Annotated in this window: 12 protein-coding genes, 1 tRNA gene and 1 pseudogene; 8 read left to right on the plus strand and 6 right to left on the minus strand. The window is 70.6% G+C overall.

The genetic code is table 11. The features are described from left to right. Positions 1 to 15 precede the first annotated feature (15 nt). Positions 16 to 1,110, plus strand: a complete 1,095-nt coding sequence (locus BQ9890_RS00165; RefSeq protein WP_075888424.1) for a Dyp-type peroxidase — start codon at positions 16 to 18, stop codon at positions 1,108 to 1,110. Next, the gene (locus tag BQ9890_RS00170; protein ID WP_075888425.1) at positions 1,107 to 1,958 is read left to right on the plus strand and encodes a family 1 encapsulin nanocompartment shell protein; all 852 of its coding nucleotides are present in this window, start codon (positions 1,107 to 1,109) and stop codon (positions 1,956 to 1,958) included. The genes BQ9890_RS00165 and BQ9890_RS00170 overlap by 4 nt, the downstream gene beginning before the upstream one ends. 95 nt (positions 1,959 to 2,053) lie before the next feature. On the opposite strand, the gene BQ9890_RS00175 is transcribed toward BQ9890_RS00170, so the two are convergent. The 4 genes from BQ9890_RS00175 to BQ9890_RS00190 all read right to left on the minus strand — a co-directional run bounded on the left by BQ9890_RS00175 (position 2,054) and on the right by BQ9890_RS00190 (position 6,947). Beyond that, the gene (locus tag BQ9890_RS00175) at positions 2,054 to 2,602 is read right to left on the minus strand and encodes a methylated-DNA--[protein]-cysteine S-methyltransferase (RefSeq protein WP_075888426.1); all 549 of its coding nucleotides are present in this window, start codon (positions 2,600 to 2,602) and stop codon (positions 2,054 to 2,056) included. After that, complete coding sequence (locus tag BQ9890_RS00180; RefSeq protein ID WP_075888427.1) at positions 2,599 to 4,077, minus strand: AlkA N-terminal domain-containing protein; 1,479 nt, start codon at positions 4,075 to 4,077, stop codon at positions 2,599 to 2,601. Before BQ9890_RS00180 ends, BQ9890_RS00175 begins: the two co-directional genes overlap by 4 nt. Before the next feature lie 151 nt (positions 4,078 to 4,228). Next, on the minus strand, positions 4,229 to 5,038 hold the full coding sequence (locus tag BQ9890_RS00185) for an NADPH-dependent oxidoreductase (RefSeq protein WP_078062112.1): 810 nt from the start codon (positions 5,036 to 5,038) through the stop codon (positions 4,229 to 4,231). 262 nt (positions 5,039 to 5,300) lie between these two features. Then, positions 5,301 to 6,947 (minus strand): phosphatase PAP2 family protein, encoded by a 1,647-nt coding sequence (locus BQ9890_RS00190; protein WP_075888428.1) that lies wholly within the window; start codon positions 6,945 to 6,947, stop codon positions 5,301 to 5,303. A gap of 328 nt (positions 6,948 to 7,275) precedes the next feature. On the opposite strand from BQ9890_RS00190, the gene BQ9890_RS00195 reads away from it, so the two are divergent. The 5 genes and pseudogenes from BQ9890_RS00195 to BQ9890_RS00220 all read left to right on the plus strand — a co-directional run bounded on the left by BQ9890_RS00195 (position 7,276) and on the right by BQ9890_RS00220 (position 11,128). Further along, positions 7,276 to 7,560, plus strand: a complete 285-nt coding sequence (locus BQ9890_RS00195; RefSeq protein WP_075888429.1) for a hypothetical protein — start codon at positions 7,276 to 7,278, stop codon at positions 7,558 to 7,560. Positions 7,561 to 7,682: 122 nt separating this feature from the next. Then, a pseudogene (locus BQ9890_RS00200) lies at positions 7,683 to 8,612 on the plus strand (aldo/keto reductase). A gap of 100 nt (positions 8,613 to 8,712) precedes the next feature. Further along, complete coding sequence (locus tag BQ9890_RS00205; protein WP_075888430.1) at positions 8,713 to 9,636, plus strand: DMT family transporter; 924 nt, start codon at positions 8,713 to 8,715, stop codon at positions 9,634 to 9,636. Positions 9,637 to 9,999: 363 nt separating this feature from the next. After that, positions 10,000 to 10,653, plus strand: coding sequence for a GyrI-like domain-containing protein (locus BQ9890_RS00215; RefSeq protein ID WP_075888432.1), 654 nt, complete (start codon positions 10,000 to 10,002; stop codon positions 10,651 to 10,653). Next, positions 10,628 to 11,128, plus strand: a complete 501-nt coding sequence (locus BQ9890_RS00220) for a GyrI-like domain-containing protein (RefSeq protein WP_075888433.1) — start codon at positions 10,628 to 10,630, stop codon at positions 11,126 to 11,128. Before BQ9890_RS00215 ends, BQ9890_RS00220 begins: the two co-directional genes overlap by 26 nt. A 15-nt stretch (positions 11,129 to 11,143) precedes the next feature. Here BQ9890_RS00220 and BQ9890_RS00225 read toward each other — a convergent pair. Together BQ9890_RS00225 and BQ9890_RS00230 are read right to left on the minus strand one after the other, a co-directional pair. Beyond that, positions 11,144 to 11,220, minus strand: a tRNA-Val gene (locus BQ9890_RS00225). A 161-nt stretch (positions 11,221 to 11,381) separates the two neighbouring features. After that, positions 11,382 to 11,780, minus strand: a complete 399-nt coding sequence (locus BQ9890_RS00230; protein ID WP_075892455.1) for a DUF3052 domain-containing protein — start codon at positions 11,778 to 11,780, stop codon at positions 11,382 to 11,384. A gap of 289 nt (positions 11,781 to 12,069) precedes the next feature. Between BQ9890_RS00230 and aceE the strand changes: the two genes are divergently transcribed. Continuing rightward, positions 12,070 to 14,814, plus strand: coding sequence for a pyruvate dehydrogenase (acetyl-transferring), homodimeric type (gene aceE / locus BQ9890_RS00235; RefSeq protein ID WP_075888434.1), 2,745 nt, complete (start codon positions 12,070 to 12,072; stop codon positions 14,812 to 14,814). The last annotated feature ends 35 nt before the right edge of the window (positions 14,815 to 14,849 follow it).

Raw genomic sequence — 14,849 nt, forward strand, 5'->3', positions numbered from 1 at the left:
CGGTAGGCTCGGGGTGTGCCCCTCGATGCCTTCCAGAGTGCCCAGTCGCCCCAGACCCCGGCCCAGGACCCGGAGCCCCAGGCGATCCTCACCTCGCTGACCTCCTCGGCGGCCTTCCTCGTCGTCACCGTCCCCGGGGACTCCTCCGCAGCGGGACGCGTCCTCGCGGTGGCAGCCGACATCGGTTCGCTCGTCCGGGCCGTCGGCTTCCGCGAACCCACCGCCTCCCTGTCCTGCGTGGTGGGGTTCGGGGCGGACTTCTGGGACAGGATCCGACCCGCCGGGACCCCCCGACCCGCCCAGCTCCACGCCTTCCACCCCGTGACGGGGGCCCGTCACCACGCACCCTCCACCCCCGGGGACATCCTCTTCCACATCCGCGCGAACCGGCCCGACCTCGTCTTCGAGCTGACCCGGCTTCTGATGGACGCCATCGGTGCGGACGTGCACGTCGAGGACCACGTCACCGGCTTCCGTTACTTCGACTCCCGGGACCTCCTCGGGTTCGTCGACGGCACCGAGAACCCGACCGGGCGTGGGGCAGTGGGTGCCGCCCTGATCGACACCTCCGGTGAACCGGAGTTCGCCGGTGGCAGCTACGTCATCGTGCAGAAGTACGTGCACGACATGGCCGCCTGGCACGCACTGAGCACCGAGGAGCAGGAGCACGTCATCGGTCGCACGAAGCTCGACGACGTCGAGCTCGACGAGGAGGTCATGCCGACCAACTCCCACGTCTCCCTCAACACCATCGTCGACGAGGACGGCACCGAGCACGACATCCTGCGTGACAACATGGCCTTCGGCGACCCGGGTCGTGGGGAGTTCGGCACGTACTACATCGCCTACGCCGCGGATCCCTCCGTCACCGAGCAGATGCTCGACAACATGTTCATCGGCAACCCACCGGGCAACTACGACCACATCCTCGACGTGTCCACGGCCCTGACCGGCTCCCTGTTCTTCGTGCCCTCACTGGACCTGCTGGAGTCGCTCCCGGACGACGTGCCCGCACAGGGACGACCCGCAGCAGGACGACCGGACACCGAACCCGACACCAGCACCACGGAATCGCTGTCGATCGGCAGCCTGAGAGGAACCACATCATGAGCTCACCGAACGAAGGGCCCACAGTCGCCGCGACGGCGACCACGGTCGGGACCTCCAACCTGCACCGTTGGCTCGCGCCCGTCAGTGACGCCGCCTGGGGCGAGATCGCCGAGGAGGCGCGGCGCACCTTCCGTCGCAACTCCGCCGCACGTCGCGTCGTCGACGTCACGGGCCCTCTCGGCCTGGAGGCGGCCGCCGCCAACACCGGCCACCTGAGCACCATCGACCCGCCCCGGCCGGGCATCCGCTCGCGTCTGCGGGAGGTCGCCCCACTGGTCGAGCTGCGCGTCCCCTTCTCGGTCTCGCGTGCCGCCGTCGACGACGTCCTCCGGGGCGCGCAGGACTCCGACTGGCAGCCCGTCAAGGACGCCGCCACCGCACTGGCCAGGGCCGAGGACGCCGCCGTCTTCCAGGGGTACGCCGCCGCGCAGGTCCGGGGCATCGCCCCGGCCTCGAGCAATGAGCCGATCACCCTGCCCGCCGATGCGCGGGAGCTCCCCGAGGTGGTCGCCCATGCCCTCACCGAGCTGCGGTTGGCTGGGGTGGAGGGCCCCTACGCCCTCGTCCTCGACGCCGACGTCCACACCGAGGCCTCGGAGACCCGCGACCACGGCTACCCCATCCGCACGCAGCTGGAGCAGCTCGTCGAACAGGTCGTCTGGGCGCCGGCCCTGTCGGGTGGCTGCCTGTTGAGCACCCGCGGCGGCGACTACGAGATGGTCCTGGGACAGGATGTCTCGATCGGCTACACCGCCCACACGGGTGAGGACGTCGAGCTCTACCTCCAGGAGTCCCTGACCTTCCTCACCCACACCGACGAGGCCTCGGTCGTCCTCGTCCGTCCCTGAGACCGCTCCCCCGTCGTCGGGGAACGCCCGTCAACCCCTCCAGGGCGTGACCCCTGCCGGGACGGACGGTTCCGTACCGGCAGGGTGCCGCTCCCTCAGGGACGCAGCGCGCCCTCGAGGGTCAGGAGGTGGCGCTTGATCTCGAGCCCCCACGCGTAACCGGTCAGTGAACCGTCGGCCCCCACCACGCGGTGGCAGGGCACGAAGGGGGCCACGGCGTTGCGCCCGCAGGCCAGGCCGACGGCGCGAACCGCACTAGGGCGGCCGATGCACTCCCCGAGCCGGCCGTAGGAGAGTGTCGTCCCCACCGGGATGTCCCGCAGTCCCCTCCACACCTCCTGTTGGAACGCGGTGCCGGACCGGCGGACCGGGACACCGGCCAGGGGTGCGGCGTCGCCCTCGTAGAGGGAGAGGACCGCGCGTACCGCAGCCGAGGTTCCCCGGGAGGGCGCCAGCGGTGTCCCGGGGGCGATGTGTGCGCGGTGAAGGAGGTCCCCGACATCCGCGCTCCATCCGGAGGCCCACACGGTTCCGTCCGTCTCCTCCACCACGGTGAAGGGCCCGTCGGGTGTCCCGAGAGTCGTCACGAGCAGCAGCCCGGCGAGGTGTCCCGCCTCCGCAGCAGGGCGTCCGACGTCCGTCATGGTGTGTCCCTTCCGATCGAGGCACGCCACAGGTGCATGCCGAGGTAGCTCCTCCAGGGCGCGAATGCACGCCCCTCCCCTTCCAGTTCCGCAGCTGTGGTGCCCAACCCGAGCCTGCTCGCACCCCTCCGCTGCGCGGCGTCGCCACGGACCAGGACGTCCGGGTTCCCCGTCACGCGCATCGTCACGTGGTCCGCGGTCCACGGGCCGATCCCCGGCACCGCACACAGGGCCGCCACCGCGTCCTCACGTCTCCAGGAGGGGTCGATGGCGAGGCGCCCCTCCGCGACCGCCGCACAGGCCGCCGCGATCGTGGCCCCCCGGCGTCGCGGCCCGGGTACAGCCGCGACGGCGCGCTCGGCCAGGACGGATGCGGTGGGGAACAGGAGATGGGGCGTGGCGTCCTTCCGCCCCGCGGGTGCGAACCCCGGGGGGAGGGGATCCGCCAGCAGACGCGCCACCCGGGCGAAGTCCCTGCGGGCGGGTTCCACCCCCACCTGCTGTCCGATCACGGCACGCGCCAGAGCCTCTGCGAGGTCGAACTCACCGGGGATGCGGATCCCCGGCACTTCGTCGACGTGTGGGGCGAGCCGGTCGTCACGGGACAGGGCGGTGTCGACGGAGACGGGGTCCGCATCGAGGTCGAGTGCTCGCCGAACCCGTCCGAGCACTTCGGGGAGCTCGGAGGGATCCTGCAGGTGGAGTCGTGCCAGGACCTCCCTGCCCTCCCCCCACAGTTCGACGAGGGCGGCGCCGCGCGACGTCCTCAGCGTCCGTGAGAGGTGTCCGACTCCTGCGTCCTCGATGCCCCGGACGGCGCGCGCGGCATACCAGTCGAACAGACCACGCAGGTCCAGCGGCTCACGGTGTGCCAGGCGCAGCGTGATCGCCCCGGGTACCTGGGCGACCGCCTCCGCGCGTCGGGCGCGCCCGCGCAGCTGGGTGGGGGTGAGGCCGAAGACCTCGCGGACGGTGTCATTGAACTGGCGGATGCTGGAGAACCCCGCGGAGAAGGCCACCTCGGAGACCGGCAGTGTCGTGGTGCACAGGAGCTGCCGGGCGGTGTGGGCGCGCTGTGAGCGCGCCAGGGCGAGCGGACCTGCACCGAGCTCGTCGGTGAGCACGCGCGTCAGGTGACGGGTGGAGTGCCCGAGCCGGGACGCGAGACCGCCGACGCCTTCGCGGTCGACGACTCCCTGGCTGATCAGTCGCATCGCGCGGGCCGCCAGGTCCTCGCGCAGGTCCCACTCGGGGCTGCCGGGCAGGGCCTCGGGCAGGCATCTCCGGCAGGCCCGGTACCCTGCGGCCTGGGTTGCCGCGCTGGTGGCGAAGAACTCGACGTTGCCGGGCTTCGGCGTGCGGGCCGGGCAGCTCGGGCGGCAGTAGATCCCCGTCGAGCGCACCGCGGTGACGAAGCGTCCGTCGAACCGTCGGTCACGGGACGCGACTGCGGCGTAGCGGGAGTCGAAGTCCATGGGCCACAGCCTGCCATGGTGCCGCCCGTTCGGCTGGCGGGAATCGGACGCGACGGTGGGGGCGCGGGGGCCGCACACTTCTCCTGATATCCGAGCGATATCAGCGTTTCATCGGCCCCGGGTCCTGGACGTGTGGCTCCGGGACCCGTCCTCAGCCCAGCGCCAGTCCCTGCTCGTGCAGCACCTCGACGACGGGGGCCTGTTCTGCGCGTCCGGTCCCGGGCTTGGTGCGGATCTGGCGGGTGAAGGAGTCCACCCTGCGGTTCGCGTCGCGGAGGTCGTAGTAGGTCTGCACGGTCGCGTCGTACGCGGCCAGGGCGGCACCCCAGTCCTCGACCTCAGGATAGGTGTCGACCGCCGTGGTCAGGTCGGCGGGGAGACGGGGCTTGAACTGGGGCTCCTGGTCGGGGTGCCCGACCAGGAGACCGAGGAGGGGGAAGGTGTGCCGTGGGAGCCGCAGCGCGCGGATGACACGCCGCGGGTCGCCGCCGATGCTCCCCAGGTAGACGGTGCCCAGGCCGAGGCTCTCGGCGGCCACGACGGTGTTCTGGGCCGCGATGACCGTGTCCTCGACGCCCTCGAGGAACAGGGTCGTGCGTCCGAGTGGTTCGAGGTCCTCACCCGCCTCCTCCCGGATGCAGGCGTTGCGGTGCAGGTCCACGACGAACACCAGCAGCTCGCCCCGGGTCCCGTCCACGTAGGGCTGTCCGGAGGACCGGTACACCTCGTGCCGCAGGCCGGGATCCCTGACCCACAGGACGGTCGTCTGCTGGTAGAAGCTGCTTGTGGGGGCGTGCCGGGCGACGTCCAACAGGCTGCGGACGACCTCCTCCCCCACGGGGTCGGGGGTGAACGCACGGATCGTGCGGTGGGCGAGTTGGGTGCGGATCGTCTCGTTCTCGGCGAACGTGGTCGGTGCCACGCGCCCCGGTCCCCGGTCGCTCTGCTGCTGGGCGTCCATGTGTGTCCTTCCGTTCCTGCCATTGTCCGTCCACGCTGTTCGTCCCACGAGGACCGGCCCTGTGTGAGAAGCCGCACGTGGAGCGCAGGAGTCGAGGGAGGGGTCCGGGCACGGCGCCCGGACCCCCCTCTCCTGGCCGGTTGTCAGCGGCACGTGCTGACCGGGGCCCCCGGTGCTTGCCGACCGGAACCCAGCGGCGCCCGCCGGCAGGGGCCCAGCGGCGCCTGTCGGCAGGGGCCCGGCCCCGTCCGCTGACCGGCCCTCAGTCGCGCATGCGGCGTCTGGCGACGGCGGCCGCCGCGATGCCGCACACGGCCAGCAGCGTCGCAAGGACACCGACACCTGCGGCGTCGGAGCCCGTGTGGGCCAGACCCGCAGGACCCGCCGCACTCACGGACGCGGTCGCGGTGTCCGCGGCGGCAGGCGAGGTGGCGTTGTCCACCGGATCGGTGGTGGGGTCGTCCGTGGGGACTGTTCCCTGGTCGGAGGGGTCGGGGACGGGATCCGTGCTGGGATCGGTGGTGGGTTCACCCGTGGGATCGGTCGTGGGCTCATCGGTGACGACCGAGGCGGTGGCCTGCCCGGTCTCCACCGAGACGACCGTGCCGTCCGCGTCCAGGGTGACCTTCGCGCTCAGGGCGGCAGGAAGGTCGATGCGCTGCCAGCCCAGGGAGGAGGAGTCCAGCGGGTACCCGGAGTCGATCTCGGTCGCGGCGAGCACCGCGCGGCGCTGGTCGGCGGACAGGGTCGGGAAGGCGGTCACCAGCAGGCTCTCGGCGTCCTCGGGCACCACTGCCGCCCGGCCGACGGAGCCGACCTGGGAGAAGCCGTAGGTCATCCGTGCCCGGTAGGCGGTGAGGGCGGAGGCCCGGTCGGTGACGGGAGCCTGGGAGACGGCGTCCGTGAAGGCGTTCGTGTAGCCGCCCTCGTCCGCGGCCCCGACCTCGTCGATGCACTCCTCGAGGGTCTCGCCGTGGCCGTCGGCGGCGCAGCGCGAGGCGAGGTAGTCGGCGAGCTCGCTCTGGGCGGGAAGGACCGTGCCGGAGACGTAGGAGGGGTCGGAGAGCTTCGCCGCCACCTGCGAGTGGCCCACGATGCGTCCGCCCATGACGTCGAGCGGGTAGTGCACACCCAGCACGATGCGGTTGTTGCCGGCCTCCGAGGAGCGGGTGACGATCTCGGTGCCCAGCTGCGGCAGGAGGGTCGCGAGCTCGAGGCCCACGGTGTAGGCGTAGGTGGTGTGGCCCGAGGGGAAGGCCTGCGAGAACCCGGCCAGCAGGGACGCGTAGCCAGCCGTGTGGGTGCGGCCGGTGGCCGGATCCTTCCAGTCCGGGATCTCGGCGATCCCGAGGTTGGCCCTGAGGCTGCGCAGATCGGACTCGCCCCCGGAGGTGCGGTCGTCCAGGAAGGGCCGCGGGAAGTTGAAGAATGGCTTGGCGGTGCCGGTGTTGGCCCCTGCGCCCGCCGTGGTGATCGCGTCCGTGGTCAACGGGAGTTCGCCGTCGGCGACCCCCTCGGCGAAGTAGGTGCCCAGCACGGGCCCGAGGGCGTCCGGGAGCGTCTGCTTCCAGTCGTAGTCGGCGTCGACGAGGGCGCGGTGGGCCTGGGTCTGGTCCGCTGCACCGGCGTGGTTGACGGCCACCAGGGTCGAGTCGTTCTGCTCGAGGATCTCCTCCCCGGCGGGGAGCACGGTCCCACGGAAGGCGGTCGCCGCCTTGGTCTCGTCGGAGGTGGCGTCGTAGGTGAGTGGCGTCCAGTAGTTGTTGAACTCACCCATGAGGTCCACGGGATCGGGAGCAGTGGTGCCCCCGTCCGCCGCGAGCGCGGGGAGGGCGCCCAGGGCGAGCACCGAGGTGACCGCGCCGATGGTGAGGGATCTGCGCACACGGGTGCGCACCTGCGTTGGCATGAGTTGTGTCCTTCCTCAGGACTCCGCGCGTGCCGTGGGCTCGCCGGTGGGGCTGTCGGCCGTGGTGGCCTGTTCCCGCCCTCGCCAGTGGTCCCCGTCGGATCGGGGATGTCGACCGTCCGCGGGACCCAGCGGTGAAGCTACGCCCCGATGTTGTCGCCGCGGTGCGGCTGCGGCGAACACCGGGTGAACGTCCGGTGCCGTTCCCGTCCGCCGTCCACGGTCCCCGACGAGCGACTGACCGACCTCCTGCGGCACCGCGTCCCTGTGGACGGGGTCCACGGACGGACCCGACGGAAACGGCGGGGAACCGGACGCCGGGCGTCACATGCGGGCCTGGGCCCGGGCCGCGGGCCTCAGCAAGGTCCGGATCACGAGTTCCTCCTGGACGTACGCGGACGCCGCGGCCTGCAGGTGGTGGGGCCGCAGCCAGGCGGACCGCATCTCGGGGCGTGCATTCACCGAGCAGGCACTCGGGGTCGGCGCCTCCCACGAGGACGTCGCCGACATCGCCCGGGCATGGCGCCGGTGGGAGGAGGAACCCGATGCCTGGTTCCTCCTCCCCCACGTCGAGATCCTGGCCCGGGGCACCGGGGCCGGACCTCACCGCTGATGCCCCGGCGGCACCCCTGGCCCGCCCGGACGGGCCCCGACTTGTACGCTGGAAGCGTGGACACCAACTCCCCTGCCCCTGATCTCCGCCATGTCGGCCGCTCCGGTCTGGTCGTCTCCGTCGTGGGTCTGGGGTGCAACAACCTCGGGCGCACCGGCACCGCGACCAGCACCCCTGAGGGCGCGGCGGCGGTCGTGGGTGCCGCACTGGACTGCGGCATCACCTTCTTCGACACCGCGGACTGCTACGGCGCACGTCCGGGCCTGTCGGAGGAGTTGCTGGGACGCGCGCTGTCAGGCCACCGTGACGAGGCCGTCATCGCGACCAAGTTCGGCATGGACCTCCACGGTGCCGACGGCCCGGACTTCGGGGCACGTGGATCGCGCTCGTACGTCGTGCGTGCGGTGGAGGCCTCCCTGCGGCGCCTGTGAACTGACCACATCGACCTCTACCAGTTCCACACCCCGGACCCCTCCACTCCCATCGAGGAGACACTGGCCGCCCTCGACGACGTCGTGCGCGCAGGGAAGGTCCGCCACATCGGACACTCCAACCGCTCCGGGTGGCAGATCGCCCAGGCCGAGTACGTGGCCCGAGAACTCGGCACGCACCGGTTCGTCTCCGCCCAGAACCACTACAACCTGATCGACCGCCGTGCCGAGCTCGAGGTCCTCACTGCCGCCCACGAGTTCGGCCTCGGGGTCCTGCCCTACTTCCCCCTCGCCAACGGTCTCCTGACGGGCAAGTACTCCCGCGACACCGAACCACCCAGCGGATCCCGCCTCGACGTGTCCAAGAGGAACCTGCTGGAGACGGCACCCTGGGACGCACTCGACGGGTTCCGTGACCTCGCGCAGCAGGCCGGGATGACACCCCTCCGACTCGCCTTCTCCTGGCTGGCGTCGCACCCCACGATCCCCAGCGTCATCGCCGGTGCCACCCGCCCCGACCAGGTCCGTCAGAACGCCGCATCGGTGGTCTCCCTGTCCGACGACGTCCTCGCCCGGCTCGACGAGATCTTCCCACCGGCGCAGCGGGTGGCCCTCTTCTGACTCCTGCGCCCGGGGCACCGCGGCCACCCGGCTGACACCCACCCCGTCCACCAGGAGGGCGCGTCGCCGCCGAGGGAGGGGGGCGTGCGACGATCACTCCGTGCTCCCGATCGTGGCCGTCCTCCTGGCTGCGCTGTGCTTCTCCACCACCGGCACGGCCCAGGCCCTCTCCGGCGTGGACGCGTCCGCCCTCTCCGTGGGCGCGTCGCGCCTGCTGGTCGGTGGCACCGTGCTCGGCCTCGTGGCACTGCACGACGCACGCAGTGCAGCACACCGCGGAGGCGACACCCCTCCTCGCCCGCAGGGCCTGCCCACAGGGGTCGTGGTGGCCCTCGGGGTCCTCGGCGCCCTGGCCTACCAGCCCTTCTTCTTCGCGGGCACACGGATGAACGGAGTGGCCGTCGGCACCGTCATCACGCTCGGATCCTCACCCGTGACCACGGGCGTCCTCGATGCACTCGTCCGGCGTCATCTCCCGAGTCGACGGTGGCTGCTCGCGACGGCGATCGCACTGGTCGGGGTCCTGCTCGTCTCGGGCCTGATCGGACAGGGACGGGAGGACACTCCCCTCACTCCCGTGGGAGTCCTGGCTTCGGTCGGTGCGGGTGCCGCCTACGCGCTGCTCACCGTCGCCAGCAAGCTCCTGCTGGACCGCTCCTGGGCCCCGACCCTTGCCATGGGCACCCTCTTCGGTGTGGCCGGGCTCCTCAGCCTCCCCGTGCTCCTGGCGACCGGGACCCGGTGGTTGACCACGCCTGCGGGCATCGCACTGGCCCTGTGGCTCGGGCTGGTCACCACGGCCACCGCCTATCTCCTGTTCGGATGGGGTCTGCGGAGACTGGCACCCACGACGGTCGCGACCCTCTCCCTCGCCGAACCGCTCGGCGCGACCCTCCTGGGGGTCCTGGTGCTCCACGAGCAGCTGACGCCGACCGCCGTCACTGGCATCGCCGTCATCGTGGTCGGCCTCGTCCTCCTGACCCGTCCCGCACGTACCACCGCCACTGTCCCTGCGGCCTCCTGAGTCGGCGGAGCGCCACATGCTGCGGCTGGCAGGCTGTCGTGAGGCATGCCACAATGCCAGGGGATGCGGCTCACCGAGGGAGGGCAACCGTGACGGAGCGGGTGCGGATCACATGCCAGGTGGCCGGAGCTGTGGTTGTCTCCGCGACGTTCGCCTTGCTCCTGGACCACTCCGGAGTGCTCAGGAACGGGTTCCCCGTCATGTTCGTGAACCTGCTCGTCCTCCTGCTCGCCGTCGTCGCCGGGACCTGGTGGAGACGGAGGCAGGGCTCATCGGGCGCCCCCGCGCGGAGGGCACCGAGACCACGGCGAAGAGGTCGACCCGCCCCCGACCTCGCAGGATCGACGCGGGACCCGGGTGACCATGACTGAGAAGACCGACTTCAGGAGGACGCTCGACGGCTACCGGGCACAGCGCGGCGTCCTCCGCATCATCGACGTCCCGGACATGCGCTACCTCATGGTGGACGGTCACGGCGACCCCAACACCTCACCGGCCTACGCCGACGCCCTCGCTGCCCTCTACCCCGTGGCGTACGCACTCAAGTTCGCCAGCAAGCAGGAGCTCGGCCGCGACTACGTCGTCCCTCCGTTGGAGGGACTGTGGTGGGCGGAGGACACGGACTCCTTCACCGTCGCCCGCGACAAGTCCCTGTGGGACTGGACGATGATGCTGATGGTCCCGGAATGGATCGACCACGCCATGGTCGATTCCGCCATCACCCGGACCCGGGACAGGAAGGACCTTCCCCGCCTCGACGAACTCCGTGTCCGGGAGCTCTCGGAGGGACGCTGCGTCCAAAGCCTCCACATCGGCCCCTTCGACGACGAAGGGCCCACCCTGGAACGGATGCACCACGGGTTCATCCCCGACAACGGACTGCGCATGGTCGGCAGCCACCACGAGATCTACCTCAGCGACGCGCGGAGGGTCGCCCCGGAGAGGATGCGGACCATCCTCCGCCAACCCGTCCGCCCGCAGGAGGTGCACCATGGAGTTCCCGGAACCCAGGACTGAGCGGCGCCGCGAGCAGAGCCACGCAGGTATCCGCCTCCGCGTCACCATGGACGACCTCGAGGACGTGATCCCCGTGCTGGTCGACGAAGTGGCGGCGTGGCTGGCGGTGCGTGGGATCGAACCCGCGGGCGTCCCCCTCGTCCGGTACCACGTCATCGACATGGCCCGCGAACTCGACATCACCGTCGGTCTCCCCGTGTCCGCCGCTACGAGGGGCGACGGGCGCGTCCTCGTCGACACCCTGCCAGCGGGCCGGTACGCGGCACTGGTCTTCACGGGTGCCGGGAACGGCATCCGGGGCAATGCGACGCTGATCGGGTGGATCGCCGACCGGGGACTCCGGATGGATGTCCACGACGACGGGAGAGGGGAGGCCTTCGGTGGACGTGTCGAGCACCTGCTCGACGGACCGGAGGACGATCCTGACCCCACGACGTGGAGGACCGAGGTGGCCATCAGGCTGGCGGACCGCTGAGACCACTGCACCGTGTGGTGGGCCCGGCCGGCCTCGAACCGACGACCTCTGCGGTGTAAGCGCAGCGCTCTGACCAACTGAGCTACAGGCCCTGCGTGCCCGCGCAGGACACAACCCCCACAGCATAGAGGCCGACAGGGTCCGCAGGCCACAGGCCCGTCCGTGCCAGCCGCACGCACTCCCCTCCGCGTACGAGGGCGGCGCCGCCCTCGTCACTGGGGGAACTCCGCGGGAGAAGAGCGCCGGTGCGTCCTCAGCGCGTGCGGGGACGGGCCATGAGGCGGATGCCCGCCCAGTCCTGCCCCACCGAGGCCGCCGACGTCGAGTGCAGGCCCGCGACCTTCGCCGCATCCTCCACGTCAGCCACGGGAATGGCGCCCGGACGGGAGGGCTTGGGGATGAAGACCCAGATCAGGCCGCCGTCATCGAGGTTGGACAACGCGTCGACGAGGAGATCGGCGAGATCCTCCTCCTCCGCGTCCTCGGCCCTCCACCACACGACCGTCCCGTCCACGACGTCGCCATAGTCCTCGTCGACCACGGGGTGACCGGTCTCGGAGGCGACGAGTGCACGCAGCGACTCGTCAATGTCGTCGTCGGGGCAGAACTCCTGGATCACCTGCCCCTGAGTGAAACCGAGGCTCAGCGCCACGACCAACGACCACCTTCCACGATGCGCGTCAACCGCGCGCTGACAGAACTCACCCGTCCATCGTAGAGCACCACGCGTCCCTGACCACATGTGCCGACACGCCGGGGCCCCACGGCCCGGTGCCGGCCGGCACCTGTGACCGACCCACCCGTCCGGCCCGCCCAATTGAGGCGTTTCTCATGGGCCTGAAGTCCCGGATGCACTCGCACGGGCGCATGGGAGAGGCGACAATGGTGACGTCAGGCACGAGGGCGTGCGACGAGCGTCCACCACGAGGAAGAGGGAATCAGTGAGTCAGTCGAGTGAGAACCACCCGGTCGTCAACGGACTGCTGAGCCAGGTCCCGGACAACGACCCGGAGGAGACGGCGGAATGGGTCGAATCCCTGTCGGGGCTCATCGACGAGAAGGGCGGGCCGAGAGCCCGCTACATCCTGCTGCACATGCTCGCCGAGGCCCGCAGGCGCCACGTCCAGCTGCCCCAGGAGTACACGACTCCCTACGTCAACACGATCCCCGTCGACCAGGAGCCCTACTTCCCCGGCGACGAGGCCATCGAGCGTGAGTACCGTCGCTGGATCCGCTGGAACGCCGCCGTGCAGGTGACACGTGCCCAGCGCCCCGGTGTGAAGGTCGGCGGACACATCTCCTCCTACGCATCGGTGGCCACCCTCTACGAGGTCGGACTCAACCACTTCTTCCGCGGCAAGGACCACCCCGGAGGCGGCGACCACGTCTTCTTCCAGGGTCACGCCTCCCCCGGCCCCTACGCGCGTGCCTTCCTCGAGGGCCGTCTGACCGCGGAGGAGATGGACGGGTTCCGCCAGCAGGTCTCCGTCGAGCACGGGCTGCCCTCCTACCCCCACCCGCGCCAGATGCGCGACTTCTGGGAGTACCCGACGGTGTCCCTGGGTCTGGGTCCCGCGGAGGCGATCTACCAGGCCTGGTTCGACCGGTACCTGATGCTGCGCGGTCTGGAGGACACCTCCCAGCAGCACACCTGGGCCTTCCTGGGCGACGGCGAGATGGACGAGCCCGAGGCGCGCGGCATGCTCCAGCTGGCCTCCCAGCAGGGACTGGACAACCTGACCTTCGTCGTCAACTGCAACCTGCAGCGCCTCGACGGCCCGGTGCGCGGCAACGGCAAGATCATCCAGGAGCTGGAGGCCTTCTTCAAGGGCGCCGGCTGGAACGTCATCAAGGTGATCTGGGGACGCGGCTGGGACCAGCTGCTGGCCTCGGACAAGGACAACTCGCTCGTCAACCTGATGAACGAGACCCTCGACGGCGACTACCAGACCTTCCGCGCCAATGACGGCGGCTACATCCGCGAGCACTTCTTCGCCCGGGACCCCCGCACGAAGGCCCTGGTGGAGAACTGGACGGATGACCAGATCTGGGCCCTCCAGCGCGGCGGCCACGACTACCGCAAGGTCTACGCGGCCTACAAGGCAGCCATGGAGCACACCGGGCAGCCGACCGTGGTCCTCGCACACACGATCAAGGGCTACGCCCTGGGCACGCACTTCGCGGGCCGCAACTCGACCCACCAGATGAAGAAGCTGACCCTGGAGGACGCCAAGCAGCTGCGCGACCGGTTGCGCATCCCGATCTCCGACGAGGAGCTGGAGCGCGACCCCTACATGCCCCCCTACTACATGCCCCCCGCCGACCACCCGGCCCTGGTCTACATGAAGGAGCGCCGCGAGAAGCTCGGTGGATGGGTCCCCGAGCGCCGCGACGCACGTGATCCGCGCCTGCCCGCGCCTGCCCTCAAGCCCTTCGAGCACCTCTCCAAGGGGTCGGGGCCACTGGAGGTCGCCACCACCATGGCGCTGGTCCGCCTGATGAAGGACCTCATCAAGGACAAGAACATCGGCAAGTACATCGTGCCGATCATCCCCGACGAGGCACGCACCTTCGGTCTGGACGCGATCTTCCCCACCGCGAAGATCTTCAACACCCACGGCCAGAACTACACCGCGGTCGACGCCGACATGATGCTCTCCTACAAGGAGTCCGAGCAGGGCCAGATCCTGCACACGGGCATCACCGAGGCCGGGTCCGCAGCAGCCATGCAGGTGGTGGGCACGGCGTACGCCACCCACGACCTGCCGATGATCCCCTTCTACATCTTCTACTCGATGTTCGGGTTCCAGCGCACCGGTGACCAGTTCTGGGCAGCGGCGGACCAGCTGGCCCGTGGCTTCGTCATCGGTGCGACCGCGGGGCGCACGACCCTGACGGGTGAGGGTCTCCAGCACCTGGACGGTCAGTCCCCGATCCTGGCGGCACCGAACCACGGCTTCGTCATCTACGACCCGGCCTACGCCTACGAGGTCCGCCACATCGTCTGGGACGGCATCCAGCGCATGTACGGGGAGGACGACCCGCGCGACCCGAACGTCCTGTACTACCTGACGGTCTACAACGAGCCGATCCACCAGCCCGCCGAGCCGGAGGGGCTGGACGTGGAGGGCCTGCTCAAGGGGATCTACAAGGTGGACGACCACGCCGGCGAGGGCGGCCCCAAGGCGCAGTTGCTCGCCTCGGGCGTGGGGGTGCCGTGGGCGCGTGAGGCACGGCGCCTGCTCGCCGAGGACTGGGGTGTCGACGCGGCCGTGTGGTCAGTGACCTCGTGGAACGAGTTGCGTCGCGACGGTCAGGCGGCTGACGAGCACAACTTCCTCCACCCGGAGGAGGAGCCGCACATCGCCTACCTGACGCGCAAGCTGGCGGGCTCGGAGGGGCCCTTCGTGTCGACCTCCGACTACGACGCCCTCGTCCAGGACCAGATCCGCCAGTGGGTCCCCGGCTACTACTACACGCTGGGTGCGGACGGCTTCGGCGTCTCCGACACGAGGCGGGCCGCCCGACGCTACTTCCACATCGACGCGGAGTCGATGGTGGTGCGCACCCTGCAGGCGCTGGCCGACCAGGGCGCCGTGGACCGCTCGCTGGTCAAGCAGGCCATCGACCGCTACGAGCTGTTCAACTACTCCATCGCCGAGGAGGACCACGCCGGGGAGGAGTGACCAGCACTCCCCCTCCGGTTGCTTGCCCAGCCCCA

Source organism: Actinomyces provencensis (assembly GCF_900155435.1).
GTDB lineage: Bacteria > Actinomycetota > Actinomycetes > Actinomycetales > Actinomycetaceae > Pauljensenia > Pauljensenia provencensis.

What these genes read in the sequence shown, in the direction of transcription:
- BQ9890_RS00170 (WP_075888425.1), top strand. Translation starts at nt 1,107, where the DNA reads ATGAGCTCACCGAACGAAGGGCCCACAGTCGCCGCGACGGCGACCACG.
- BQ9890_RS00175 (WP_075888426.1), bottom strand. Translation starts at nt 2,602, where the DNA reads ATGACGGACGTCGGACGCCCTGCTGCGGAGGCGGGACACCTCGCCGGG.
- BQ9890_RS00180 (WP_075888427.1), bottom strand. Translation starts at nt 4,077, where the DNA reads ATGGACTTCGACTCCCGCTACGCCGCAGTCGCGTCCCGTGACCGACGG.
- BQ9890_RS00185 (WP_078062112.1), bottom strand. Translation starts at nt 5,038, where the DNA reads ATGGACGCCCAGCAGCAGAGCGACCGGGGACCGGGGCGCGTGGCACCG.
- BQ9890_RS00190 (WP_075888428.1), bottom strand. Translation starts at nt 6,947, where the DNA reads ATGCCAACGCAGGTGCGCACCCGTGTGCGCAGATCCCTCACCATCGGC.
- BQ9890_RS00195 (WP_075888429.1), top strand. Translation starts at nt 7,276, where the DNA reads ATGCGGGCCTGGGCCCGGGCCGCGGGCCTCAGCAAGGTCCGGATCACG.
- BQ9890_RS00215 (WP_075888432.1), top strand. Translation starts at nt 10,000, where the DNA reads ATGACTGAGAAGACCGACTTCAGGAGGACGCTCGACGGCTACCGGGCA.
- BQ9890_RS00220 (WP_075888433.1), top strand. Translation starts at nt 10,628, where the DNA reads ATGGAGTTCCCGGAACCCAGGACTGAGCGGCGCCGCGAGCAGAGCCAC.